This window comes from Microbulbifer maximicatervae (SeqCode) (assembly GCF_052467305.1).
In genome coordinates this window covers 4,572,790-4,597,635 of sequence record NZ_CP174306.1, presented here as the reverse complement: position 1 = coordinate 4,597,635, position 24,846 = coordinate 4,572,790, and the positions used below count along the sequence as shown (strand labels likewise).

The following is a 24,846-nucleotide window of genomic DNA, read 5'->3' as shown; positions in this document are numbered from 1 at the left end:
ATATTTTCTCTGAGCGCAGGCACGAGGCCGTAAACCGCCATGAGCGACCCCACTTTTCGCGCGGGCTTTGATGCCGCGCTGGAAACCACAATTAATGCTGCCCTCCAGTATGACCCGGCGACACGCGAGCGCCTTTCCGCACTGGATGGGAAAACCATGGCGCTGGATTTAACCGCCCCGCAACTACAGTTTTGCCTGTGTATCGAGGGTGACCAGGTGCGGGTGCGCCAGCACTGGGAGGGGGAAGTCACCACCCAGTTAAGCGGTTCAGCGCTGTCTTTTGTACGCCTGATCAAAGACCCGGATGCAACTCCTGCCGGATTGGGGGTGTCAGTGAGCGGCTCCAGTGCCCTGCTGGCAGAACTGCAATGGATCTTGAGTGACTTGGATATCGATTGGGAAGCGCCGCTGGCACAAGTGGTTGGCGATATTCCCGCCCACTCAATTGGCAATGTCCTGCGCGATGCTGCCCGCTGGTTGGGAGGCAACCTGAATCGGGCGCCTGAAGTGGCGGCGGAGGCTATCAGTGAGGAGTGGCAGCTGACCCCGCCCCAGGCCCAGTTCGAAGCATTTGTCGAAGACCTGGCCGAGGCCTCTCTAGCTGCTGAACGGCTCGAGGCGCGCGTACGCTTGCTGGAAGAAAAGTTTTCCCGCAGGGAGGCCGAGTAGTTTTGCCTGTTCGTCGAAGTCTCACAATCGCGCGGGTTTTTCTGCGCTATCGTCTCGATCAATTATTGCCAGCCGAGGAGCGCCCACTGTGGTTGCGGGGATTGCTACTTCCGGTGAAGTTGCTGCCGCAGTCCAAGATGCCACGGGGCGAAAGGCTGCGCCGAGCCTTGGAAGAGCTGGGCCCCATTTTCGTTAAATTCGGCCAACTTCTCTCCACTCGTCCCGACCTGCTGCCGCCAGATATTGTCGAGCAATTAGATTATTTACAGGACAAGGTGCCGCCCTTCCCCAGTGACCAGTGCACGGCTCTGATCGAAGAGGCCCTTGGTGCCAAGGTGGATGAGGTCTTCGCCAAATTTGATCAGCAGCCACTGGCAGCGGCTTCAGTTGCACAGGTGCATGCGGCTGAATTAAAGAGCGGCGAATCAGTGGTTGTCAAAGTACTGCGCCCGGGCATTGATGAGGTAATCCAGGAAGACTTGAAACTTCTGGGGGTGATCGCCCGTGGAATTGAACGCTTTGTGCCCGAAGGGCGCCGCATGCGCCCGGTGGAGGTGGTTGAGGACTATCGGCACACGATCGAAGGTGAACTGGACCTAACTCGTGAAGCGGCCAACGGCACCCAGCTCCGCCGCAACTTTACCAACTCCCCGCTGTTGTATATCCCCGAAGTGCACTGGGATTACACTCGCGAAAATGTCCTGGTGTTGGAGCGTATCGACGGTATCCCCGTCACCGACCTGGCCCAGCTTCGCGCCCAGGACACCAATATGCAGCTGCTGGCTGAGCGCGGTGTTGAGATCTTCTTTAAGCAGGTCTTCGAGTACAACTTCTTCCATGCGGATATGCACCCGGGCAACATTTTCGTTTCCAGGGAGCACCCACAGCGCCCGCAATATATTGCGATTGATACCGCAATCGTCGGCAGCCTGACACGGGAAGACCAGTACTATTTGGCGCGCAATCTCCTGGCGATGTTCCGCCGCGATTACCGTATGGTGGCGGAGCTGCACGTGCAAAGTGGTTGGGTTCGCTCCGATACGCCGATCAATGCCTTTGAGTCTGCTATTCGCTCGGTCTGTGAGCCCATTTTTGAAAAACCCCTGGGAGAGATTTCCTTCGCTCGGGTGTTGATCAGTCTGTTCCAGACTGCGCGTCGATTCGATATGGCGGTACAGCCACAGCTGGTACTGTTACAAAAGACCCTGTTGAATATCGAAGGTTTGGGTCGACAGCTTTATCCGCAGCTGGATCTGTGGAAGACTGCTCATCCATTTTTAGAGCGCTGGATGCGCGATCGAATCCACCCCAAAACAATTGTGGGTGAGATAAAGCGCTATGGTCCAGAGTGGCTTGAGAAATTCCCGCAGATGCCACAGCTGGTGTACTCAGCTCTGGAGCAGTCGCGGGAACTGGCGCCCAAGTTAGAGGTAATTGGCGAGCAGTTGGCGGGCTCGCAACGCCGAGGCTTGCGCCAATATATTCGGCGGGTCGCCGGAGTTGTGTTGGGTGTTGGCGCCATCGCTGTCAGTAAGCCGGAATGGCTGGCTCAGTTGCCGCCGACCGGTTGGGTACTGGGCGTTGCTGCACTAGTGCTACTGCTGTGGCCCTAGGGCGCTTCGGCCTACACTGGAACTTCTAAGGATTGTTAGACATTGACTCAAATTCAAGCAAAGGCCGGTTTTCTCGATAAAGTCAGCTGGAACAGTGATGGCCTGGTTCCTGCGATTGCCCAGGATTTCAAAACCGGGCGGGTGTTGATGATGGCCTGGATGAACCGGGAATCGCTGGCGCTCACTGCCAGTGAGGGTTACGCAGTCTACTGGTCCCGATCCCGCAAGGGCCTGTGGCGCAAGGGCGAAACCTCTGGTTTCCTGCAGAAGGTGCGTGAATTGCGTCTGGATTGTGATGGTGACACCGTATTAATGTTGGTCGAGCAGGAAGGTGGAATCGCCTGTCATACCGGACGCAGTAGTTGTTTCTATCACCTCCTTCAAGATGAAGAGTGGCAGGTGAATCAGCCGGTGATTCAGGACCCGAAGTCCATTTATAAGTGAAACAATTATGAAAGATGTGCTGCAACAGCTCGATGCGGTGTTGGAAAGCCGTAAAAATAGCAGTGATGCTTCTGAATCCTATGTGGCCAGTCTACATAGCAAAGGCCTGAACAAGATTTTGGAAAAAGTCGGTGAAGAAGCCACTGAAGCTATTCTTGCAGCAAAAGACGCACAGAGTAGTGGCGATAATCGAGACCTGGTTGCCGAGACAGCGGACCTATGGTTTCACTCGCTGGTCATGCTATCTCACTTGGGCGCTGATTCTCAGGACGTGGTTCGAGAGCTTGGGCGCCGATTTGGTCTTTCTGGTCTGGAAGAGAAAGCTGCGCGAACTAAGTAAAATTTGAATCACTTGTGGCACCACCCCTGATGGCGGGAGTGCCCGGTAAGAAACTCAAGCCATCCTATTGAATGTAATGGAGACAATTATGGGATTCGGTGGAATTAGTATCTGGCAGTTATTGATTGTCCTGGTCATAGTCTTGCTACTGTTCGGAACCAAGCGTTTGAAAAACCTCGGAGGCGATCTGGGTGGCGCAATTAAGGGTTTCCGCAAAGCGGTTAAGGATGAAGACAAATCCAAGGATGCTGATGAAGACAAAGATGTCGAGCGTCTCAAGCACGACGAGGAAGAGAAGCCAGGCCAAGACACTACTGTCAAAAATAAAGATAAACAGTCTCAGGACAAATAATCGGCAACGACTAAGGCGAGTGTCACTCTGTGTTTGATATCGGCTTTTTAGAACTATTGGTAGTTGCTGCCGTGGCCCTGTTGGTGGTTGGCCCTGAGCGACTGCCCGATGCGGTGCGTACCACTTCCCGCTGGTGGTCCGGTTTGAAGCGGACCTTGCACAGTGCTCGTGAAGAATTGGAGCGAGAGGTTGGAGCCGATGATATACGGCGTGAACTACACAACGAGCGCATTATGCGTGAGATTGAGGAGAGTCGTCGTGAGATGGAGCAAACCTTTAGCGAAGCCAATAAGGAAGTTCACGACGCACTTAATCAGCCTGAAAAACCACAAGTTGCAGGGACACCAGTAGAAAAACAGGCAGCTGGAGTCAACCATCCTGAGGCACCAAAGCCTGAAAAGGCGATAGAGGAACCTGCTCATCCTCGTGCGGAGCAGGAGGATTATTTGCCAGAACAGGATGAAACTGCCGAGGAGTTACAGGACCCCGAATACCCGGAGCATTGGCATGACTTTGGGGACCCGGATTTAAATCCGGACCATCCTGAAAACATCGATGAAGATGAAGAAGAAAAACAGGGCGAAAAGAAAACATCGCAACAGGAAAAAGACAGCCAGTCATGAGCGATCAGTCCCAAGATAAACATCAGCCTTTTATCGACCACCTGATCGAACTGCGTGATCGCCTACTGCGAATCCTCTTAGTCGTATTGGTCTTATTTGTCTGCTTGATGCCGTTTGCGTCTGAAATTTATAATTTTATTGCCTACCCACTACAGGAGCGTTTGGCGGGTGATGTTGGAATGATCGCTACAGAGGTGACTTCCACGTTCCTTACTCCGTTCAAAACGACCTTTATAGTTTCTTTTTTTATTGCAATCCCTTTTGTGCTTTACCAAGTTTGGTCATTTATTGCCCCGGGACTGTATAAAAATGAAAAACGTATTGCTATTCCATTATTAATTAGTAGCGTCGCACTTTTTTATATCGGCATTGCATTTGCGTATTTTGTGGTCTTTCCCCTTCTTTTTGATTTCTTTGTTGGAACTGCTCCAGAAGATATTAAGGTAATGCCAGATATGCGCAGTTATCTGGATCTGGTGCTGAAGCTTTTCTTTGCTTTTGGTTTTGCTTTTGAAATTCCTATCGCGACAGTCCTACTGATCTGGAGTGGCGTAGTGGATGCCAAGACCCTGGCAAGTAAGCGCCCTTATGTGATTGTGGGATGCTTTTTAATTGGGATGCTACTGACACCGCCGGATATAATTTCCCAATCCTTATTGGCCTTCCCCATGTGGCTATTGTTTGAGATTGGCATTTTATTTGGGCGTTGGATGAAGTCTTCACCCAAAGATAAGCCTGCTACCTGAGATATAAAAAAGTCACCACTGGGTTTTCAGCGGTTAGCTTCACAGGCAGCGCTTGAGGTATTGCAGTTGCGCTCTCGATAGGGTTACTCACCTGAGAGCGCTAGCTATACGGGTACAACGCCGCACTCTCTTCTCAGTAGCATCAACTCCATCTCTTCCATGACAAGAAGCTTGATGACACGGTTATCTCCCAGCTGCAGGGAGGTTGACCACCCTACCGGCTGTAGAAAGCCCGCTATTAGATACCAGATCGAGAGATAAACGCTAAACTAGCTTGTGCTTGGTTGCTTATAACAACGATGGAAGCCTAGCTATTTATTTGAACCGGTTGCTTGTGCTGCGATGCGTTCCTGCTCGGCAACAGCTTTTTCAACATTGTTGCGAACCAAGCGAACGAAAAACGCTGCCATCAGGAATATAAAGGCAATAACGGCCAAGCTGAGAAGGCCAGAAAAGCTGGTAAACAGGTCAATTAAAGCATCCATTTTTCTCTCCAGATAGGCTAATGCTTCACCTATGCAGTCTAGGGAGCTGTAATGGAAATCTCTTGACCTAAATCAAGCTGGATTGACTTATTGTAAGAACGACGGATTGGTCAACGCAGGGTCAGGGCTGCTAGCAGGCAGAGTAAGGACGCGCCACATAAAGAATAAAGATCACTATTTTCTCGCCTGTCAGGCAGAAGCAGCAAAAGCGCCAAAGGTGGCATAAATAGTGCTATCAGCCCAGACAAGGGGTCGCGACTAAAACCAATAAATAGCAGTCGCAACCAGGTAACAGCACCTAAAACCAGCGCAAATACTGTTAAGACGGCTGCCACTGGTGACATGGAATAACCTTTTGCACATGGAATCGTTTGACTGGTGGGTTTCTCTAAGAAAAATACTAATAGGAAAAAGAGTGTATATCAGTATTTCTGATCTTAGGTTTTTAGCGCGCCCCAGAGTTTGGCTGCTCGTATTAGTATTGTTAGGGCTCTACGGGTGCGAGACTGCGGGCTATTACTTCCAGGCTGCAAGCGGTCAATTGCGGATACTCTCTGCCCGGCAGCCGATTGAAGAGTTGGTTCAAGACGGCAATGCCAGTGATCAACTCCAGAAGCAATTACAGCTCGTTCAGGAAATCCGTGCCTATGCAGCACAGGAGTTAAAACTACCAGTGGGGCAAGCCTATAGCTCCTATGTTCAGCTCGATGATGAGTACCCGATATGGAATGTCTTGGCCGCACCAGAGTTTTCCCTGAGCCCCAAACGATGGTGTTACCCCATAGCTGGTTGCGCTAGCTATAGGGGCTACTTCCGCAAATCAGCGGCTATGGCCAAAGCAAATAGCCTGCGGAACCAGGGTTACGATGTCTACCTGGGAGCCGTTCCGGCCTACAGCACCCTGGGTTGGTTTAATGACCCTGTGTTATCAAGCTTTGTGAATTGGACACCGGAGAGACTGGCCGGACTCTTATTTCATGAGTTGGCCCACAGAAGAGTTTATGTGCCGGGTGATACCCGCTTTAATGAGAGCTTTGCTACAGCAGTGTCCGAAATTGCTTTACCTGATTGGCTTCGTAGCCAAGGTCTCTCGAGTTCTGCTGAGGAGACTAAGGCTCAGGCACTGGCGGTACGGCAGTTAATGACAGCGACGCGTAAAGAGCTTCAACCAGTTTACCAATCCAACTTGCCGGATGAGGAAAAGCGCCAAGAAAAGGAGGAAATTCTGAGTCGATTGAGGCGTTGCTATTGGCGTATGGCAGCAGAGTGGTCTTACCCCGCGCGCTACCAGGCTTATATAGAGAAAACCAATAATGCTACTTTGGCTTTGGCTGCAGAATATGAATCTTTGGTTCCAGCTTTTCGTCAGCTTTATATTGATAGTAATGGTTGGGAGGATTTTTATCATGCAGCTGAAAGATTGGGTGAACTCGATAAGGAAGATAGAGAGCAGAGCTTGTTGAGGCTGGCGACTCAGTACAGAAGGGAAAATAATACATCTAATAAGTTAATTATTTTTGATGCACAAGCTTGTATGCATGGTAATTCTTAATGGTTACCTCTAGCTAGAAGGAGAGCCATAATTATTACCGGAGAAGCTCAATTGTTACTGTTTTATTTATTATAAAATAGCAGATACTTTTTTGTTTTAATTATTGCACTTGATTCTGTTTTTTTTGCTTATTTAGAACTGTATTATTTAAACAGTTTCTTCGCCACATCCAGCATCCGATTGGCAAATCCCCATTCATTATCAAACCAAATCAAAATCTTGGCTAAGCGATTCCCTGCTACACGAGTTTGGCCTGCATCAATAATTCCCGAACGAGGGTCGTGATTAAAATCACAGGATGCGAGGGGTTCTTGGGTAAAGCCAAGTACACCATTAAACTCAGACTCAGAAGCTGATTTTAATAGGGCATTAATATTTTCCCGGCTCACTTCTTTTTGTAGTGAGACTGATAAATCGATAGCAGAAACATTGACAGTGGGAACTCGTAGGGCTTGCGCCTCAAATTTACCTGCCAGGTTGGGTAGTATTCTCTCAATACCTCTTGCCAAAGCAGTATCAACCGGGATAACAGAGGTTATCGCTGAACGTGTTTTTCTCAAATCAGTATGATGATAGGCATCACTTACCGGTTGATCATTCATCGCAGAGTGAATAGTGGTAATGACTCCAGCCTCAATACCGAAGGCTTTATCCAGGGCGGCGATAACTGGAACACTGCAATTAGTTGTGCAGGAGGCTGCCGAAATTACCCGTTCCTTACCCGTCAAAATATGGTCGTTCACCCCGTAAACAATCGTGGCATCGACATCCCGGCTGGCAGGTTGGGAAAATAGTACTTTCTTGGCTCCTGCGGCAAGGTGCAACTCTGCGCCTTGTCGCTGCTTAAAGCTGCCGGTGCATTCCAGTACGATATCTACTTGATCCCGTCGCCAATCCAGATCTTCTAACCGCTCGCAATGAGTTACGGCAATAGAATCTCCGTTAACCACAAGGATATCTTTATGCACAGAAACTTCGCCTGAGAAGCGGCCGTGGACGGAGTCGTATTTTGTTAGGTGTGCAATGGTGTCGCAGTCAGCCAGTTCATTGATGGCGACTATTTGTAAGCTATCGCGGGCGCCAGACTCATAGAGTGCGCGTAAAACGGAGCGGCCGATACGGCCGTAGCCATTGATGGCAATTCTAGTGGTCATAGCACAACTTTAGGCAGGAGAAAAAATGTCAGCTAAGCGTCCCCGCGCGGCGCTGAGCCAGTGCCGCACGGGGTTGATACCTAAATGATATTCAGTGGAGAGAACAGTATTACTTCAGCAGTTTTTCTACCGCTTCAGCCACATTGTCCACAGTGAAACCAAAGTAGCGCATCAAGTCGCCGGCAGGGGCAGATTCGCCAAAGGTTTCCATACCGATAATAGCGCCATCGAAACCGACAAACTTATACCAGTAGTCTTTGTGACTCGCTTCTACCGCTACTCGTGCACGTACAGAAGAAGGCAGTACGGACTCACGATAAGCCTCTTCCTGCTCCATAAACAACTCGGCACAGGGCATGGAAACAACGCGAACTTTCTTGCCAACCAGTTTTTCCTGGGCCGCCATCGCCAGCTCTACCTCGGAGCCAGTGGCAATAATAATGGCCTCAGGAGTACCCTCGCAGTCGGACAGTACATATCCACCGCGCTCAATCTGAGCCAGCTGTGCGCTGTCGCGATCTTGAGGAGCCAGGCCCTGACGGCTAAAGACCATGGTGCTGGGGCCTTCTTTGCGCGCGATAGCCATCTTCCAGCTCACTGCGGATTCAGTGGCATCACAGGGGCGCCAAGTGTGCAGGTTCGGAGTGGCGCGCAAGGCGCTGAGCTGTTCTACTGGCTGGTGAGTCGGGCCGTCTTCGCCCAGGCCAATAGAGTCGTGGGTGTAGACAAAGACCACACGCTGCTTCATCAGTGCGGCCATGCGCACAGCGTTGCGGGCGTATTCCATAAACATCAGGAAGGTAGCGCCGTAGGGCACGAAACCACCGTGCAGAGCGATACCATTCATAATGGCGCTCATGCCGAATTCGCGCACACCGTAATAGATGTAGTTGCCGGAGGCATCCTTGGCGCTGACACCTTTGGAGCCTGACCAGATAGTGAGGTTGGAGCCAGCCAGGTCGGCGGAGCCGCCGAGGAATTCGGGCAGCAGCGGGCCGTAGGCGTTCAGAGCGTTTTGGCTGGCTTTACGAGAGGCGATCTTCTCTGCATTTTCCTGGCAGGCTTTGATGTACTCATCTGCTTTGCTGAGGAAATCTGCGGGCAATTCACCGCTCATGCGGCGCTCAAATTCGGCTGCCAGCTCCGGGAATTCTTCGCGGTAATCGGCCAGGATATCTTTCCACTCGTCTTCCTGGGCTTCACCTTTGGCTTTGGCATCCCAGCCAGCGTAAATATCTTCGGGGATTTCAAATGGGCCGTGGGCCCAACCGAGGGTTTCGCGAACCAGGGCGATCTCTTCGTCACCCAGCGGTGCACCGTGACACTCTTCGCGCCCCTGTTTGTTCGGGGAGCCGAAGCCGATCACGGTTTTGCAGCAAATAATGGTGGGCTTATCGGTAACAGAGCGAGCTTCTTCAATAGCGGCTTTGATAGCGGCGGAATCGTGGCCATCCACATTGGGGATTACGTGCCAGCCGTAGGATTCAAAGCGCTTGGGCGTGTCGTCGGTGAACCAGCCTTCCACTTCACCATCGATGGAGATGCCGTTGTCGTCATAGAAGGCGACCAGCTTGCCCAGGCCCAGAGTCCCGGCCAGAGAGCAGGCTTCGTGGGAGATGCCTTCCATCAGGCAGCCATCGCCGAGGAATACATAGGTGTGATGGTCTACCAGCTCGTAGCCGGGGCGATTGAACTGGGCACCCATTATCTTTTCTGCCATTGCCATACCAACAGCGTTGGTGATGCCTTGGCCCAGTGGGCCGGTGGTGGTTTCTACACCAGGGGCATAACCGTATTCGGGGTGGCCCGGGGTTTTGGAATGCAGTTGGCGGAAGTTCTGCAGCTCTTCAATCGGCAGGTCATAGCCGGACAGGTGCAGCAGGGAATAAAGCAGCATGGAGCCGTGACCATTGGACAGTACAAAGCGGTCGCGATCGGCCCAGCTGGGGTTGGCCGGGTTGTGCTTTAAGTAGTCATTCCACAGCACCTCGGCGATATCCGCCATACCCATGGGCGCACCGGGGTGGCCGCTTTTGGCTTTTTGGACCGCGTCCATGGACAGGGCGCGAATGGCGTTGGCCTTTTCAGCGCGAGAGGGAGTAGAAGACATAAGAAGAGCTCTCTGGTTTCTTAGCTAGGGTGCGGCGCTGCTCTGCCGGCAGATTCCCGCAACAACAAAATGGTGGCGTATTTTCCCGTAAAGGGCGGCCCCGCGCAAAGCTTTGGTTGGGGATTTGTTGTTGAGTGCAGCAACAAACCTCTAATTCTATGCATTAGGCGGCGCCATTAACATCTATATCAAAAATATTTAATAAAGCTATATCAAAACATTTTGATATAGGTGTGCTCCCCTGCTAGACTTCGCCCCATGTCTGAAAATGAGCCAGCACCCGAACTGAGTCCAGCCGAGGCAATTCCTCAGCTGGCCTTGACCCTGAAAGCCGCCGGAGATCCCCTGCGGCTCGAAATATTGCGCCTGCTTAGCCAGGATTCTTACAGTGTCTTAGAGCTGTGCCGAATCTTTGATTTGCGCCAACCGGCCCTGAGTCATCACTTGAAAGTGCTCGCCCAGGCAGGTCTGGTAAACAAGCACCGCGAAGGTAATAACCTTTTCTACCGGCGCACTGCAGCTACTCCACTGCTGGCACAGCTATTTACAAACCTGGATCATTTGCCTCTGGCCGATGTGCGGGTGCAGGCGGTATCCCGGATTTCTGAGGAGAGAGCGGAAGCATCGCGACGTTTCTTTGCCGATTACGGCAACCGCTTTCGCGAGCAGCAGGAATTGATTGCCAGCTATGACGTATACGGACCACAGGTGGCTCAGCTGCTCAAACCTGGTCGTCATGCCTTGGAAGTTGGGCCTGGAGAAGGTGAATTTCTACAGGAGTTGGCTCAGCGTTTCGCGACAGTGACAGCACTGGATCTGTCTTCTGCAATGTTGGAGCGGGCCCAATCTTTTGCCGATGAACAGGGTATTAAAAATATCGAGTTTGTCTGTAGCGATACTCGCGCTGCTGCGGCACGGCCGGCCAGTGCCGACACCATCGTGGTGAACATGGTGCTCCACCACACTCCTGACCCGGCACAAATTTTTCATGATTTGCACGGCGCCCTAAAAAAGGGCGGGCAGCTTTTAATTGCAGAATTGCAGGAACACAGTCAGGACTGGGCCAGAGAGGCCTGCGGAGATTTATGGCTGGGTTTTGCTCCAGAGCAGTTGAGTGACTGGGCCGCGACTGCCGGCTTGCAAGATGGGCGCAGTATTTACAGCGCCCTGCGCAATGGCTTTCAGATCCAGATAAGAGAGTTTATTAAGCCCTGACGGGGGTTTGTCAGGCACAGCCTGAAGTTAAAAGATATTCAACCGCTGCGGCGGGACAATGGAGACCTCAAAATGAGTGAATACAGACTGTTTACCTCAGAATCCGTATCTGAGGGGCACCCGGATAAAATTGCCGACCAGATTTCCGATGCTGTATTGGATGCTCTACTGGCCCGTGACAAGCAGGCGCGGGTAGCCTGTGAAACCCTGGTGAAAACCGGTATTGCAGTTATTGCCGGCGAGATTTCCACCTCTGCCTGGGTAGACCTGGAAGAGCTGGTGCGTAAAGTTATCACCGATATCGGCTACACCTCCTCTGACGTGGGTTATGACGGTGAGACCTGTGGCGTTATCAATGTGATCGGTAAACAATCTGTGGATATTGCACAGGGTGTAGACCGCGCTAAGCCGGAAGATCAGGGTGCTGGGGACCAGGGGTTAATGTTTGGTTATGCGACCAACGAAACCCCCACCTTTATGCCTGCGCCAATCTACTATTCCCATCGTCTGGTTGAGCGCCAGGCTGAAGTGCGTAAATCCGGTCTGCTTCCCTGGTTGCGCCCCGATGCAAAAAGCCAGCTGACCTTCCGTTACGACGAACAGGGTCGCCCCTGCGCGATCGATGCGGTTGTTCTTTCAACCCAGCACAACCCGGATGTCAGCCAAAAAGATCTGCGCGATGCAGTGATGGAGCTGATTGTTCACAACACCTTGCCGCTGGAGTGGCTGCATAAAGACACCAAGTTCCATATCAACCCGACGGGCAACTTTGTTATTGGCGGGCCAGTTGGGGACTGCGGTCTCACCGGGCGCAAGATTATCGTCGATACTTACGGTGGCTCCGCTCGCCATGGCGGCGGTGCGTTTTCCGGTAAGGATCCCTCCAAGGTTGATCGCTCTGCCGCTTATGCGGGTCGTTATGTGGCCAAGAACATTGTCGCGGCAGGCTTGGCCAAGCGTTGTGAGATTCAGGTTTCCTACGCCATCGGTGTCGCCGAGCCGACTTCCGTAGCAATTAATACTTTTGGAACCGGTTTGGTACCAGAGGATAAGCTGGTAGAGCTGGTGCGCGAAAACTTTGACCTGCGTCCTTACGCCATCTCCAAATCCCTCGACCTGCTGCACCCGATGTACCAGTTGACTGCAGCTTACGGTCACTTTGGTCGCGATCCGTTTACCCACACTTACAACTGGATCGACAGCAATGGCCAGGAACGCAGTGAGAGCTTTACTGCTTTCCCATGGGAAAAAACCGATAAAGCGGATGCGCTTCGCTCCCAAGCCGGTCTCTAAGTTTCAGAAATAAATATTCATGCCTGCGCCAAAAGCGCGGGCACACAAAATATGCTGGGTACCACTCGGCAAGCAGATAATTTTTGGACTCAAAAACGATGAATCAAATGAGCACTGAATTTAAAGATTACAAAATCGCGGATATTTCCCTGGCCGAGTGGGGGCGCCGTGAAATTGAAATTGCAGAAGGTGAAATGCCGGCACTGATGACTCTGCGTGAGAAATACCGCGCAGAGCAGCCGCTGGCGGGTGCCCGTATCATGGGTTGTATCCACATGACGATCCAGACTGCGGTGCTGATCGAAACTCTGGTCGCGCTGGGCGCTGAAGTTCGCTGGTCCTCCTGTAATATTTTCTCCACCCAGGATCACGCCGCTGCTGCCATTGCTGCGCGCGGAATCCCCGTATTTGCCTGGAAAGGTGAAACTGAAGAAGAATACGAGTGGTGCCTTGAGCGCACTATTGGTGCCGATGTTGCCGGCTGGCAACCCAATATTATTTTGGATGACGGTGGCGACCTCACCGAGTTGCTGCACCGCGAATACCCCCAACTTCTCGATGCTTGCCACGGTGTGAGTGAAGAGACCACTACCGGCGTACATCGCCTGCAGGATATGCTGCGCGAAGGCACCCTGAAGATTCCTGCGATCAACGTCAATGACGCTGTGACCAAGAGCAAGAACGACAACAAATACGGCTGTCGCCACAGCCTCAACGATGCCATCAAGCGCGCCACTGACCACTTGCTCTCTGGTAAGCGAGCGCTGGTTATTGGTTACGGCGACGTAGGTAAAGGTTCCGCAGCATCCCTGCGCCAGGAAGGCATGATCGTACGAGTTTCTGAAGTGGACCCGATCTGTGCGATGCAGGCTTGTATGGACGGCTTCGAGCTGGTTTCCCCCTACATCGACGGCGTTAATACTGGTACCGCTGAGGGTATTAACAAACAGCTGCTGGCCAATACAGACCTGATCGTTACTACAACTGGCAACGTAAACGTTTGCGATGCCCACATGCTTTCCGCCCTGAAGAGTGGTGCGGTGGTTTGTAATATTGGTCACTTCGATAATGAAATCGACACCGCCTTTATGCGTGAAAACTGGGAGTGGCAGGAAGTTAAGCCGCAGGTACATAAGGTGGTTCGCAATAGCGAAACCAATGATCACTTGCTGCTGCTGTCTGAAGGCCGCCTGGTAAACCTCGGCAACGCTACTGGCCATCCGAGTCGCATCATGGATGGCTCTTTTGCCAACCAGGTTCTCGCCCAGATCCATTTGTTCAAAGAAAAGTTTGCTGACTTACCGGCAGATCAAAAAACTTCAGCGCTGTATGTAAAAGTGCTGCCTAAGCACCTGGATGAAGAAGTTGCACGCTATATGGTTGAGGGTTTTAGTGGTGTTATTACCCGTATGACCGAGCAACAAGCTAACTATATCGGTGTTTCAGTTGAAGGTCCGTTCAAACCTGAAAGTTATAAGTACTAATAGCCCCTAACTAAAAGGTGCCGGCATCGCCGGCGCCTGAATTGTGCGGGGTTGGAGAAATATAATGAAAGACTCCATTCGCATAAGTTTCGAATTTTTCCCTCCCAAAACGCCGGAGGGTCGCGAAAAGCTATACAAAACTCGCGAAGCGCTCCAGGCATTTAATCCTGAATTCTTTTCTGTTACCTATGGTGCCGGTGGTACCACGAGAGAGACAACGTCGAGTATTGTGACCAATATGCGGCGAGATGGTATTTCAATTGCCCCTCATTTATCGTTTGGTGGTGATAATGAAGAGACAATACTGGGTTTGTTAAATGAATATAAAGAGGCGGGGATTAATCGAATAGTTGCACTGCGTGGTGATATGCCGTCGGGCATGGGTGCAGTGGCGCAACTGGTTTATGCGAATGAATTAGTCGCCTTTATTCGTCGACATACCGGTGATCAATTTCATCTTGAAGTAGCTGCTTATCCAGAGATCCACCCGGAGTCGAACAGCTATGATGATGATATTCGCTATTTAAAAGGTAAATTTGAGGCAGGTGCTAATAGCGCACTGACTCAATATTTCTATAACCCGGATTCCTATTTTTACTTTATTGATCAGTGTGAAAAGGCGGGTATCGATGCGCCCATTTATCCAGGTATTATGCCGATAGCTAATTTTGCCAACCTTGTGCGTTTCTCTCGCAATTGTGGTGCGGAAATTCCGAGGTGGTTGGTTAAACGCATGGAAAGCTTCCGTAATCCTGAAGACATTCGAAAGCTTGGATTAGAGGTTGTTACCGACCTCTGCGAGACCTTATTAGAGGGGGGTGCACCGGGTTTACATTTTTACACAATGAATCAGGATGCAATCGTTACTAAGATTTTGAAAAGCCTCAAGCTTTAATCGAAAACTCGAAAGCTATTGCTTTCAAGTTTTCTGTTTATGAAAGATTGACTGAAATTTGCATATTGTTTGTTCAGAGTTTACTGGCTGGAAATTTAGTATCTTTTCTGGGCCATCTGAAATATTTTTAAATTCCGGTAGGTTGGTATAAATGCGGAATTATAACCCCCCCCTGAAACCATTCCTCTCAATACTATATGAGGATGAAGCACTACTGGTTTTAGAAAAACCCAGCGGGCTTCTCAGTGTTCCGGGAAGAAGTGCTGATCATAAAGACAGCTTAGCTAGTCGAGCGCAATCAATATATCCAGATGCATTAACTGTCCATCGATTGGATATGGATACTTCAGGACTAATCGTAATGGCGCGCAGTGTTGAGGTACATAAGGCGCTGAGTACTCTATTTCAAAATCGTGAAGTTGAGAAAACCTACTATGCGCGAGTATGGGGTGTGCCTGAAAATGTAAGTGGTGAAGTGAATTTACCCCTTATTTGTGACTGGCCAAATAGGCCGAGACAAAAAGTAGATTTTGCCGAGGGCAAGCCATCTCTAACCCGCTGGGAGAAAGTCTCCAGCTCTGAAAACAGTAGCTTGATTCGACTTATGCCAGTTACTGGACGCTCTCACCAACTTCGCGTGCATATGCAGGTAATAGGATATCCAATATTTGGGGACCCCTTTTATGCCCACCCTGATGCGTTGAAGGGGGCTTCGAGGTTACTGTTACATGCCAGCGAGCTGAAATTTTCTCATCCTGTAAGTGGAGAAGCATTGCATTTTACTAGTGAGTTGCCCGGAGAGTTTTTAATTGAATAATATGCCAAGAGGGGTTGTCAGAGAGAGATAAAAAGGGCGACCATTTGGCCGCCCTTTTCATCGGTTATTTTTTATTCTTCATCGCCGCCATCAAAATATCACCCATGCTGCCACGGCCATTGCCTTGGCCCCCTTTCTGGGAGCGATTGCCCTGCTGCTTGTTGTAGCGTTGGGCTTGGCGATTTTCGCGCTGGTCCCCCTTTTTAATACCGCCACTACCCTGCTCTCCAGGCTCGTCAGATAAGCGCATGGAAAGGCCGATACGCTTGCGGGCAACGTCCACTTCCATCACTTTAACTTTGACAATATCACCGGCTTTTACGACTTCGTGAGGGTCTTTAACGAACTTCTCTGAGAGTGCAGAGATATGTACCAATCCATCCTGGTGAACACCGATATCCACAAAGGCACCGAAGTTGGTGACGTTGGTGACTGTCCCCTCGAGTACCATTGCTGGGCGCAGATCTTTTATTTCCTCTACGCCCTCTTCAAATTTGGCCGTGCGGAATTCCGGGCGTGGGTCGCGACCGGGTTTTTCCAGTTCGGCGATAATATCGGTAACGGTAGGTACACCAAATTTCTCGTCGGTATAGTCTGCCGGGTTCAGTCGGCGCAAGAAGCCGGAGTCGCCGATGAGGCTGTTAATTTCACGGCTATTTTTCTCGGCAATGCGTTTAACCACGATATAGGACTCGGGGTGCACACCGGATTTATCCAGCGGATTTTCTCCGTTATTAATACGCAGGAAGCCGGCGGCCTGTTCAAATGCCTTGGGCCCTAAACGCGGAACTTCCATCAGTTGTTTACGATTTTTGAAAGCGCCGTTCTGGTCGCGGTAGCTGACAATATTGTTGGCAATAGATGCAGTCAGGCCGGAAACCCGAGCCAGCAGCGGTGCAGAGGCGGAGTTTAGCTCAGCGCCGACACCGTTTACACAGTCCTCAACTACGGCGTCCAGTGAGCGGGCCAGTTGAGTCTGGGAAACGTCGTGCTGATACTGGCCAACACCAATGGATTTGGGTTCGATTTTCACCAATTCTGCCAGCGGGTCCTGCAGGCGGCGGGCGATGGAGATGGCTCCACGGATAGTAACGTCAAGATCCGGGAATTCCCGCGCAGCAAATTCAGAGGCGGAGTAAACGGAAGCACCGGCTTCGTTAACCACAACTTTTTGAGCTGTCAGCTTGTATTGTTTAATGGTTTCCCCGACGAATTTGTCGGTTTCGCGGCTGGCGGTGCCGTTGCCAATGGCGATCAGGCCCACATTGTATTTATTACACAGGGCGGCAATAACCGCTGCAGACTCCTGGTGACGATTCTGTGGCGGGTTGGGGAAGATGGCGGTGTGATCAAGTATCTTGCCGGTGGCATCGACTACGGCGACTTTGACCCCGGTGCGCAGACCCGGGTCCAGGCCGATGGTGGCTTTTTGTCCAGCCGGAGCTGCCAGTAGCAGGTCTTTCAGGTTTCGGGAAAATACCTTGATGGCTTCCTCTTCTGCCTTCTCGCGCAGTTCACCCATCAGGTCAGTTTCCAGTGCGGTCAGCAGCTTGATTCGCCAGGTCCAGCGCACTACTTCGCCGAGCCATTTGTCTGCAGGTCGTCCCTCGTCGGTGATATCCACATGGCGGGCGATCATGGCTTCGCAGGGGTGGCTGGCGGTTGGGGAAGCCCCCTCTTCTTCGGCGAGGCCCACGCTGATGGCGAGTACGCCCTCGTTGCGGCCGCGGAAAATCGCCAGGGCGCGGTGGGAGGGCACCCTGGACCAGTCTTCGGCGTATTCAAAATAGTCGCGGAACTTGGCCCCTTCCTCTTCTTTGCCTTCGAGCAGTTTGGATTTCACCTGTCCGTCGCGCTTGAGGAATTCACGCAGCTTGCCCAGTAGCTCGGCGTCTTCGGCAAAACGTTCCATCAGGATAAATTTGGCTCCATCCAGAGCGGCTTTGATGTCTTTGACGTGAAGGGAGGCGTCTTCGTTGTCGGTATTGAGGTATTGCTCTGCTTCGGCTGCGGGGTCAAGGGAGGGATTGTTGATCAGTGCATCGGCCAGCGGTTCCAGGCCAGCCTCGATGGCGATTTGCCCTTTGGTGCGGCGCTTGGGTTTGTAGGGGAGGTAGAGGTCTTCGAGGCGATTCTTGGTGTCGGCACTGTTGATTTGTTGTGACAACTCTGGGGTCAGTTTGCCCTGCTCATCGATGCTTTTCAGGATGGCAGCGCGGCGCTCTTCCAGTTCGCGCAGATAGCGCAGTCGGTCTTCCAAGGTGCGCAGCTGGGTGTCGTCCAGGGCCCCTGTCACTTCTTTCCGGTAGCGCGCAATAAATGGGACTGTGGCTCCTTCATCGAGCAGGGATACTGCGGCGGTAACCTGTTGTGGTCTGACATTGAGTTCTTCGGCGATGCGAACGTTGATATCCAGCATTTGATGTTTACATCCGTTTTCCGGGAAATTTCGTACCGTTAAGGGCGATGTTGGACCAGTAAGTAGCCTTTCAGTTTCCGTGGTATTTGGCGGGTAAACGAGAGGGCCCTTACAGGAGTAATTTTGGGTCGGCATTATGCGTTACCCGAGCGCAGCGAGGAAGGTTTGCGGCAGGACACAAACTTGTGCGGCAGTCTGCATCCAAATTGCCTCTTATGTGCGTCGAACTCCAGTAGAATGCGTACTAACTAAAATTTGACCAACTCAGGTCAGGGAACGGGGTAGAGGGTACCTGTGAAAGTCTCGAGTAAAAACAAGCTGTTATTCATTGTATTGTTAGTCGGGGTGGCTGTTATTGCTGCGGTGGTTGTATTGAAACCGAAGCCGGAGGAAAAACCGCCAGAGGTGGTGGTACCGCCAATGGCCGATGTTCTCTATATAGAACCCCGTCGCCAGACACTATTGGTGCCCAGCCAGGGAACCGTTCATGCTCGCCATGAAATCGATGTGATCGCGCGAGTCGGCGGTGTGATCGAAAGTGTGGATGAGGCATTTGTTCCCGGTGGCTTCTTCAATAAAGACGCCCGTTTATTACAGCTTGAGCAAGCAGACTATCGCTACCAGGTCACTCGCGCAGAATCGCAACTGGCAAATGCCAAGTCCGCCCTGGCTCAGGAGCAGGGCCATGCTAAGCAAGCTAAGCGCGAGTGGCGTGACCTGGGATCTGAAGCGGCCAATGCCCTGTTCCTGCGCAAACCCCATCTCGAAGCTGCCCAGGCCGCAGTGGAAGCCGCAAGGGCTGACCGCGACCAGGCAAAGCTGGATTTGGAGCGCACATCACTCAAAGCCCCCTTTGCAGGTCGTGTAGTTGAGACTTTTGTCGACCTGGGACAGTACATTACCCCTGGCACCCCTCTGGCAAAAATTCACAGCACCGGTATCGCTGAAGTCCGCCTCCCTCTGACCGACCAGCAACTGGCGTTGCTCGATCTTCCCCTGGGGAAAACTATTGAGAATGGCCCCGCTGTGCGTCTGAAAGCTGTTGTGGCTGGACGTGAGCACGAGTGGCGTGCGCAATTGGTGCGAACCGAAGCGAGTATCGATCCCAACAGCCGCTTTATTTTTGCTGTTGCCCAGGTGCAAAAGCCCTATGAAGGGGATGTTCCGCTGATGAATGGCCTGTTTGTTGAGGCGGATATTGCCGGCAGAACCTTTGATGATGTTGTGGAGTTGCCCCGTCAGGCACTGCATGAAGGGGATCACTTGTTGGTGCTGAATGACGAGAGTCAGCTGATCTACAAAACTGTTGAGCTGTTACAAACCATAGGTGACAGAATCTGGCTCCGTGGGGATATCGCTATGGGTGACCGAGTGATTGTTTCAAGCTTGGGCTACTCCCGTGAGGGTATGGTCCTTACCGCTAACCCCCTCAATGAGCGGCCAGCAGGCCTGGGGAGTCTTCCTGAGGATTCAGCAGATCCCTCTACAGTATCCGCTGCTGGTGATGCCGGTGGTGTTAGCAATGCTTCCCAGGGAGGCAAGTAATGAGCGGAATCATCCCGTGGTTTGCGCGCAATAGCAAAGCCGCAAACCTGCTGATGATTATGATAATCATCGGCGGAATCTCTGGTCTTATGAGTATCGACCGGGAGGTGTTTCCCACGCTGCAGCTGGGAATTGTAGAGGTTAACATCTCTTACCCCGGCGCCGGTCCGGCAGAGGTGGAGCAGCAGGTAACCGTTCGGGTTGAGGAGGCTATCTCCGAAGTAAAGGGTATTAAGGAGGTAAATTCTGCTTCCCGACGGGGTAGTGCCTCTATTGAAATCCAGGCGATGGATGGCTACGACGAGCTGCGATTGCTCAACGATATTAAGGTTCAGGTGGATAGTATCAACACCTTTCCCGACGGTATTGAGCGTCCCGTTATTCGCTTGATTGAAGCCAACGCCGAGTTAATGATGATCGCCATTGGTGGGCCAGTTTCTGAGCGTCAGCTCAAGGAAACCACCCTGGATTTGCGCGATAAGCTCAACCTGATTTCCGGTGTGCGCAGAGTTGATGTTTGGGGTGATCGACCAGACGAGTTATCCATTGAAGTTTCCGAGCTGGATTTACGCCGTTACAACCTGAGCTTTAACCAAGTTGCCGACGCAGTGCGCCGCTCCTCCCTGGATTTGCCTGCCGGCATGGTGCGCTCGGACCGCGGTGATATTCAGGTGCAAACTCGTGGCCAAGCCTATACCGCTGAAGACTTCGAGCGTATCCCCGTAGTTAGCCGTGCCGATGGCTCTGTATTGTTGCTGCGCGATGTAGCGACAGTGCGTGATGGCTTTGAGGAATACAACAACGTTATTCGCTTTAATGGCAATCCAGCCATGAACCTTCGCATTATTCAGGGCGAGCCCCTGGATGTGGTGAAAACCGCTGAGCGAATAAAAGCGTTCCTGGAGGAGACTCGCGAGCAATTGCCACCGGGCATGGAACTGGATGTCTGGTTCGACTTCTCCAAGGCATTTGAAGGCCGCATGAATCTGCTGACTACTAATGCCCTGAGCGGTTTTGCCATGGTGTTTGTCATGCTGATGCTGTTCCTGCGCCCGGCACTGGCCATGTGGGTAACCGTTGGCATTGTTGTCGCTTTCCTGGGTGCTTTCTGGCTGTTGCCGGTGACCGGCGTCAGCCTAAATATGCTGTCATTGTTCGCCTTCCTGTTAATACTCGGGATTGTGGTGGACGATGCCATCATTGTGGGGGAGGCAGTGCATGCTGCCCACGATAGAGGTGAATCTGGCTTAGCTGCAGCTGAGCAAGGGGTGAAGCAGGTAGCTTCCCCGGTAATTTTCGCCGTGACCTCCACCATGGTGTTCTTTATCCCCATGCTGTTTCTACCCGGCATTACCGCACAGATGATGCTGGCCTTGCCGGTGGTGGTACTGCTGTGTCTGGTCTTCTCCCTGGTGGAATCCCTGTTGATCCTGCCGGCTCACTTGGTGGGCATGAAGCCAGAGAAACCTGCCAAATCGACTTTGGGAATTAAATTACAAAACGTACGTAGAAGTTTTGCCGGTGCGATGAAGACGGCCGGAGATAAATACTACCTACCTTTGCTGCAAAAATCCCTTAGCAATAGCCGCACCACAGTGATGAGCTTTATGTTGGCACTGGGTTTGTCGATCGCTGTTTTCCAGAGTGGTTATGTGGGCTCTTCATTCTCACCCCAGGTCCCCTCTGATTTATTGCAATTGCGAATTTCTATGGCCTCAGGTGAACCCTTCAGTGAAGCTGAACGGGTAATGGAGCAGGTACTCACCGCCGCTGATAAGTTGGAAACCGATGAGGGAATGCTGGAGCAGAACAAGGGTGAGTCTTTCTTGCAGAACTCCCTGGTTTTCAATTGGCGTGGCAATATTTATGTAACCTTGCAGCTTACCGATGGAGAGATGCGCGATGTCACCTCCGAGTCTCTAGCGTTGCGCTGGCGCGAATTGATTGGCGAGCTGCCGGCTAGCGTCGAGGACATGAATATTGATGCGAGCATCAACAATAGCAGTAATGGTATGAGCCTGAACCTGAGCACTGCCTCAGGGGATATGGGTGAACTGCGTGCTGCTGCTGATTTGGTTAAGGAAAAACTGGATAGTTATGTCGGTGTTTATGATGTGCGGGATAACCTGACCAGTGCCCGTCGCGATATTGAGATCCAGCTGAAACCCTATGCCACTACGATGGGTATTAACTTGGCAGACGTGGCCAGGCAGGTTCGTCAGGGTTTCTACGGTGAGGAGGTTCAACGTATCCCACGTGGTCGTGAGGATGTTCGCGTAATGGTTCGCTACCCCATGGAGGAGCGCGCCAGCGAAGAGCAGATGGACCGAATCCGCATTCGCACCAACGATGGAGAGGTACCTTTCTCGGCGGTGGCCGAGGCAGTTTACGTGCCGGGCTATACCACGATTCGCCGCAACGATCGCGAGCGCACCGTGCGGGTATTTGCCGAAATAACGCCGAATACTTCCAGTGCGCAGGATATCCTTAAGGATATGCGCGAGACCCTGGTACCAGAGCTGGAGCGCCAGTTCCCCGGTTTCTCCCTGAGAACCGCTGGGGAAATGCAGGAAGAGGAAGAGTTTAACGGTGCTATCCTGGCCTTCTTCGTATTGTCCCTGTTCGGCATTTATGCGCTGCTGGCGATTGCTTTCCGCTCCTACTCTCAGCCGTTGCTGATCCTTACTGCTGTGCCGTTTGGGTTCTTCGGTGCTTTAGTTGGCCACCTGTTGATGGGACACAACATCAGCATTATGTCGATGCTCGGCTTCCTCGCAGCGGCGGGCGTGGTTGTGAACGATAACCTGGTATTGATGGATCGTATTAATCAGCTGCGCGCTCAGGGTATGGCGGTGATGGATGCGGTAGTACACGCGGGCCGGGATCGCTTCCGCCCGATTATCCTGACCTCGATTACTACCTTTATCGGTCTGGTACCGATTATGTTCGAGCGTTCAATCCAGGCCCAGTTCCTGATCCCGATGGTGATCAGCCTGGCATTCGGTGTACTGTTTGCAACGGCAGTGACTTTGATCTTGGTTCCCAACCTGTACAAAGTTATTGAGAAATTGCGCCCGAAGCACAAAGTTGCAGTAGAAGACGATACCCCGGTCTCATTGGAGACTGTGTAGCGCAGGTATTCAGGCGCAGTGGTGGGTCGCCTTCACCATTGCGCCTTTGGGGTATAAATGCCTAAACTAACTGCCAGCAAAACGCCGACATTCCTGTCGGCTTTTTTATGGTGTTTGAATAGGATTCTCCCATGCGCATCCCGCGTATTTTTTCCAAGCAGCCTCTGGCTTCCGATCAAGAAGTAGACCTGGATGAGCTGGCTTCCCGTCACCTGGTAAAAGTACTTCGCTTGAATTCGGGCCACCCTTTAGTTCTTTTTGACGGCAATGGCGGTGAGTACACGGCGGAGTTGATCGAGACCGGCAAACGGGCGCGCGCGCGCACGGGAGAGTACTGCGCAGGGGATCGCCAGTCACCGTTGGCACTGACCCTGGCGATCGGTATTTCCCGTGGCGATCGCTTCGATTGGGTGATTCAAAAAGCCACTGAGCTGGGAGTGGCGGCGATACAGCCGCTGTTTACCGAACGTTGTGAAGTGAAGCTGTCCGGGGACCGCTTACAGAAAAAACTGGGTCACTGGCGCCAGATTGCTATCAGTGCTTGTGAGCAGTGTGAGCGCAACCGGGTGCCGGAGATTGCCGAACCGATAAAGCTGGCGCAGTATTTACAGAGTGAATCTGCTGAAGCTGAGCCCCAAGCCAAGTTAGTACTGCATCACCGCACCGAGCTGGATCTGCGCCAATGGCAGGCGGAGCGCGGTACACCGGAGTCCGCCCTGCTACTGGTAGGTCCAGAAGGCGGGCTATCGCAGGTGGAAATCGATGCGGCACTGGCGCAGGATTTTATGCCTCTGCGCTTGGGACCAAGGGTGATGCGCACTGAGACAGCGCCGATAGCAGCATTGTCGGTATTGCAATTTCAATGGGGTGACTTGTAGTCGCTGAAGGAATGGACTCGAGAGTATTCAGGGAGAGAAGAGCATGATAAAAGCATTTATCTGGTTGTTGGGCATTGTCATCGTTGTGTTATCACTGGCGATTATTGCCAAGCCGAAACTGGCACAAAGCCTCAGCGAACGGCTTAACGAAACCGGCTATGCCCTCTCCGCCTGGGCGCGAATTATTATTGGCCTGATCCTTTTACTAATTGCAGACACTCGCCACTGGTATATTTTGTTCAATGCCCTCGGTGTACTGGTGCTATTGAGTGGTGCCTATATGCTGCAAATTGGTTTTGAGCGGGGCAAAGAATTAGCGGTTAAAATTTCCCGTGGCAATGAAAATTTCCTGCGTATTAGCGGCGTCATCGGTGTCATCCTCGGCCTGATGCTGCTCTCTGCGCGTTAACGATGTAGGTTCCCATGTCTTCTACCGATTTAATTATTTTTGACTGTGATGGTGTGCTGGTAGACAGCGAGAGCATCGTCTGTCGCATATTGGCAGAAGAAATGAATCGCCTGGGCTTGCAGACCACCGCCGAGGAACTGGACGAGCAATTCAGCGGTCGCCCGGCCAGGGACTGCTTGGTGGAAATCGAGAAGCGCTTTGGCGGACCACTACCGGATAATTATTTTGGCAATACGGAGCGGCGTATCCGGGAGGCGTTCCAGCAGGAATTACAGCCGGTTGTGGGTATTGAAGGCCTGCTCGACCAACTGCAACAGCTGGGTTTGCGCAGCTGCGTGGCTTCCTCGGGCTCTCATCAGAAAATGCAGCTGACACTGAATAAGACCGGTTTGTACGATTATTTCGACGGGCGGATTTTTAGTGCCGACGATGTATCCCGGGGCAAGCCCTGGCCAGAGCTATTCCTGCACGCGGCAGATGCCATGGGGGTGGCGCCGGAGCGCTGTCTGGTAGTGGAGGACTCCATTGCCGGTGTCTCTGCGGCGGTCTCTGCAGGTATGCGCGTGGTTGGCTACAGCGCTCACCCAGTGCGGGGCCCCCAGCTGGAACAGCAGGGTGCCCGGGTAGTCACTGACATGATGGCAGTCCTGAACTTTATTTAATGGCCTCAGT

23 protein-coding genes are annotated in these 24,846 nt (G+C 52.1%); 18 read left to right on the top strand and 5 right to left on the bottom strand.

Translation table 11 applies throughout. The features are described from left to right. The first annotated feature begins 39 nt into the window (after positions 1 to 39). The 7 genes from ACJJI4_RS20050 to tatC all read left to right on the top strand — a co-directional run bounded on the left by ACJJI4_RS20050 (position 40) and on the right by tatC (position 4,787). Positions 40 to 669, top strand: coding sequence for a ubiquinone biosynthesis accessory factor UbiJ (locus ACJJI4_RS20050; protein ID WP_413663791.1), 630 nt, complete (start codon positions 40 to 42; stop codon positions 667 to 669). A gap of 2 nt (positions 670 to 671) precedes the next feature. Then, entirely contained in the window at positions 672 to 2,282 is a 1,611-nt protein-coding gene (gene ubiB / locus ACJJI4_RS20045) for a ubiquinone biosynthesis regulatory protein kinase UbiB (protein ID WP_444911796.1), read from the top strand. A 51-nt stretch (positions 2,283 to 2,333) separates the two neighbouring features. After that, on the top strand, positions 2,334 to 2,726 hold the full coding sequence (gene hisI, locus ACJJI4_RS20040) for a phosphoribosyl-AMP cyclohydrolase (RefSeq protein ID WP_282934621.1): 393 nt from the start codon (positions 2,334 to 2,336) through the stop codon (positions 2,724 to 2,726). Between the two features lie 7 nt (positions 2,727 to 2,733). Next, positions 2,734 to 3,066 carry a phosphoribosyl-ATP diphosphatase gene (locus tag ACJJI4_RS20035; RefSeq protein WP_282930677.1) on the top strand — a complete coding sequence of 111 codons (333 nt, stop codon included), beginning with the start codon at positions 2,734 to 2,736 and terminating at the stop codon, positions 3,064 to 3,066. A gap of 88 nt (positions 3,067 to 3,154) precedes the next feature. Then, positions 3,155 to 3,418: a Sec-independent protein translocase subunit TatA gene (gene tatA, locus ACJJI4_RS20030; RefSeq protein ID WP_282930678.1), complete on the top strand. Its 264-nt coding sequence runs from the start codon at positions 3,155 to 3,157 to the stop codon at positions 3,416 to 3,418. A 29-nt stretch (positions 3,419 to 3,447) separates the two neighbouring features. Next, entirely contained in the window at positions 3,448 to 4,041 is a 594-nt protein-coding gene (tatB, locus tag ACJJI4_RS20025) for a Sec-independent protein translocase protein TatB (protein WP_282930679.1), read from the top strand. Beyond that, positions 4,038 to 4,787 carry a twin-arginine translocase subunit TatC gene (gene tatC / locus ACJJI4_RS20020; protein WP_444926259.1) on the top strand — a complete coding sequence of 250 codons (750 nt, stop codon included), beginning with the start codon at positions 4,038 to 4,040 and terminating at the stop codon, positions 4,785 to 4,787. Before tatB ends, tatC begins: the two co-directional genes overlap by 4 nt. A gap of 311 nt (positions 4,788 to 5,098) precedes the next feature. Here the strand turns inward: tatC and ACJJI4_RS20015 are convergent, their stop codons facing one another. Together ACJJI4_RS20015 and ACJJI4_RS20010 are read right to left on the bottom strand one after the other, a co-directional pair. Further along, positions 5,099 to 5,272, bottom strand: coding sequence for a DUF3149 domain-containing protein (locus tag ACJJI4_RS20015; RefSeq protein ID WP_282930681.1), 174 nt, complete (start codon positions 5,270 to 5,272; stop codon positions 5,099 to 5,101). Positions 5,273 to 5,382: 110 nt separating this feature from the next. Continuing rightward, positions 5,383 to 5,616 carry a hypothetical protein gene (locus tag ACJJI4_RS20010; RefSeq protein WP_444926258.1) on the bottom strand — a complete coding sequence of 78 codons (234 nt, stop codon included), beginning with the start codon at positions 5,614 to 5,616 and terminating at the stop codon, positions 5,383 to 5,385. 71 nt (positions 5,617 to 5,687) lie between these two features. On the opposite strand from ACJJI4_RS20010, the gene ACJJI4_RS20005 reads away from it, so the two are divergent. Continuing rightward, positions 5,688 to 6,824 (top strand): aminopeptidase, encoded by a 1,137-nt coding sequence (locus ACJJI4_RS20005; protein ID WP_444926257.1) that lies wholly within the window; start codon positions 5,688 to 5,690, stop codon positions 6,822 to 6,824. A 143-nt stretch (positions 6,825 to 6,967) separates the two neighbouring features. Here the strand turns inward: ACJJI4_RS20005 and gap are convergent, their stop codons facing one another. Beyond that, positions 6,968 to 7,978 (bottom strand): type I glyceraldehyde-3-phosphate dehydrogenase, encoded by a 1,011-nt coding sequence (gene gap / locus ACJJI4_RS20000; RefSeq protein WP_444926256.1) that lies wholly within the window; start codon positions 7,976 to 7,978, stop codon positions 6,968 to 6,970. A 109-nt stretch (positions 7,979 to 8,087) separates the two neighbouring features. Beyond that, positions 8,088 to 10,088 (bottom strand): transketolase, encoded by a 2,001-nt coding sequence (tkt, locus tag ACJJI4_RS19995; protein WP_444926255.1) that lies wholly within the window; start codon positions 10,086 to 10,088, stop codon positions 8,088 to 8,090. Positions 10,089 to 10,346: 258 nt separating this feature from the next. Between tkt and ACJJI4_RS19990 the strand changes: the two genes are divergently transcribed. The 5 genes from ACJJI4_RS19990 to ACJJI4_RS19970 all read left to right on the top strand — a co-directional run bounded on the left by ACJJI4_RS19990 (position 10,347) and on the right by ACJJI4_RS19970 (position 15,792). Then, positions 10,347 to 11,303, top strand: a complete 957-nt coding sequence (locus ACJJI4_RS19990) for a metalloregulator ArsR/SmtB family transcription factor (RefSeq protein WP_108734975.1) — start codon at positions 10,347 to 10,349, stop codon at positions 11,301 to 11,303. 72 nt (positions 11,304 to 11,375) lie between these two features. After that, entirely contained in the window at positions 11,376 to 12,596 is a 1,221-nt protein-coding gene (gene metK, locus ACJJI4_RS19985) for a methionine adenosyltransferase (RefSeq protein WP_282930687.1), read from the top strand. A gap of 107 nt (positions 12,597 to 12,703) precedes the next feature. After that, positions 12,704 to 14,080, top strand: coding sequence for an adenosylhomocysteinase (ahcY, locus tag ACJJI4_RS19980; RefSeq protein WP_369974263.1), 1,377 nt, complete (start codon positions 12,704 to 12,706; stop codon positions 14,078 to 14,080). Between the two features lie 64 nt (positions 14,081 to 14,144). Beyond that, complete coding sequence (gene metF / locus ACJJI4_RS19975) at positions 14,145 to 14,975, top strand: methylenetetrahydrofolate reductase [NAD(P)H] (protein WP_108734972.1); 831 nt, start codon at positions 14,145 to 14,147, stop codon at positions 14,973 to 14,975. A gap of 151 nt (positions 14,976 to 15,126) precedes the next feature. Continuing rightward, entirely contained in the window at positions 15,127 to 15,792 is a 666-nt protein-coding gene (locus ACJJI4_RS19970) for an RluA family pseudouridine synthase (protein WP_444926254.1), read from the top strand. A gap of 64 nt (positions 15,793 to 15,856) precedes the next feature. On the opposite strand, the gene ACJJI4_RS19965 is transcribed toward ACJJI4_RS19970, so the two are convergent. Beyond that, positions 15,857 to 18,211 carry a Tex family protein gene (locus tag ACJJI4_RS19965; protein WP_444928248.1) on the bottom strand — a complete coding sequence of 785 codons (2,355 nt, stop codon included), beginning with the start codon at positions 18,209 to 18,211 and terminating at the stop codon, positions 15,857 to 15,859. Between the two features lie 294 nt (positions 18,212 to 18,505). Between ACJJI4_RS19965 and ACJJI4_RS19960 the strand changes: the two genes are divergently transcribed. The 5 genes from ACJJI4_RS19960 (at position 18,506) to ACJJI4_RS19940 (ending at position 24,836) form a co-directional block, all read left to right on the top strand. Continuing rightward, complete coding sequence (locus tag ACJJI4_RS19960) at positions 18,506 to 19,756, top strand: efflux RND transporter periplasmic adaptor subunit (protein WP_444911788.1); 1,251 nt, start codon at positions 18,506 to 18,508, stop codon at positions 19,754 to 19,756. After that, positions 19,756 to 22,887 carry an efflux RND transporter permease subunit gene (locus ACJJI4_RS19955; RefSeq protein ID WP_444926253.1) on the top strand — a complete coding sequence of 1,044 codons (3,132 nt, stop codon included), beginning with the start codon at positions 19,756 to 19,758 and terminating at the stop codon, positions 22,885 to 22,887. Before ACJJI4_RS19960 ends, ACJJI4_RS19955 begins: the two co-directional genes overlap by 1 nt. 131 nt (positions 22,888 to 23,018) lie before the next feature. After that, positions 23,019 to 23,765 (top strand): 16S rRNA (uracil(1498)-N(3))-methyltransferase, encoded by a 747-nt coding sequence (locus tag ACJJI4_RS19950; RefSeq protein ID WP_444926252.1) that lies wholly within the window; start codon positions 23,019 to 23,021, stop codon positions 23,763 to 23,765. A 43-nt stretch (positions 23,766 to 23,808) separates the two neighbouring features. Then, positions 23,809 to 24,174 (top strand): hypothetical protein, encoded by a 366-nt coding sequence (locus tag ACJJI4_RS19945; RefSeq protein WP_282930692.1) that lies wholly within the window; start codon positions 23,809 to 23,811, stop codon positions 24,172 to 24,174. A gap of 14 nt (positions 24,175 to 24,188) precedes the next feature. Continuing rightward, a complete protein-coding gene (locus ACJJI4_RS19940) occupies positions 24,189 to 24,836 on the top strand; it encodes an HAD family hydrolase (protein ID WP_282930693.1) in 648 nt (215 codons plus the stop codon). Positions 24,837 to 24,846 lie beyond the last annotated feature (10 nt).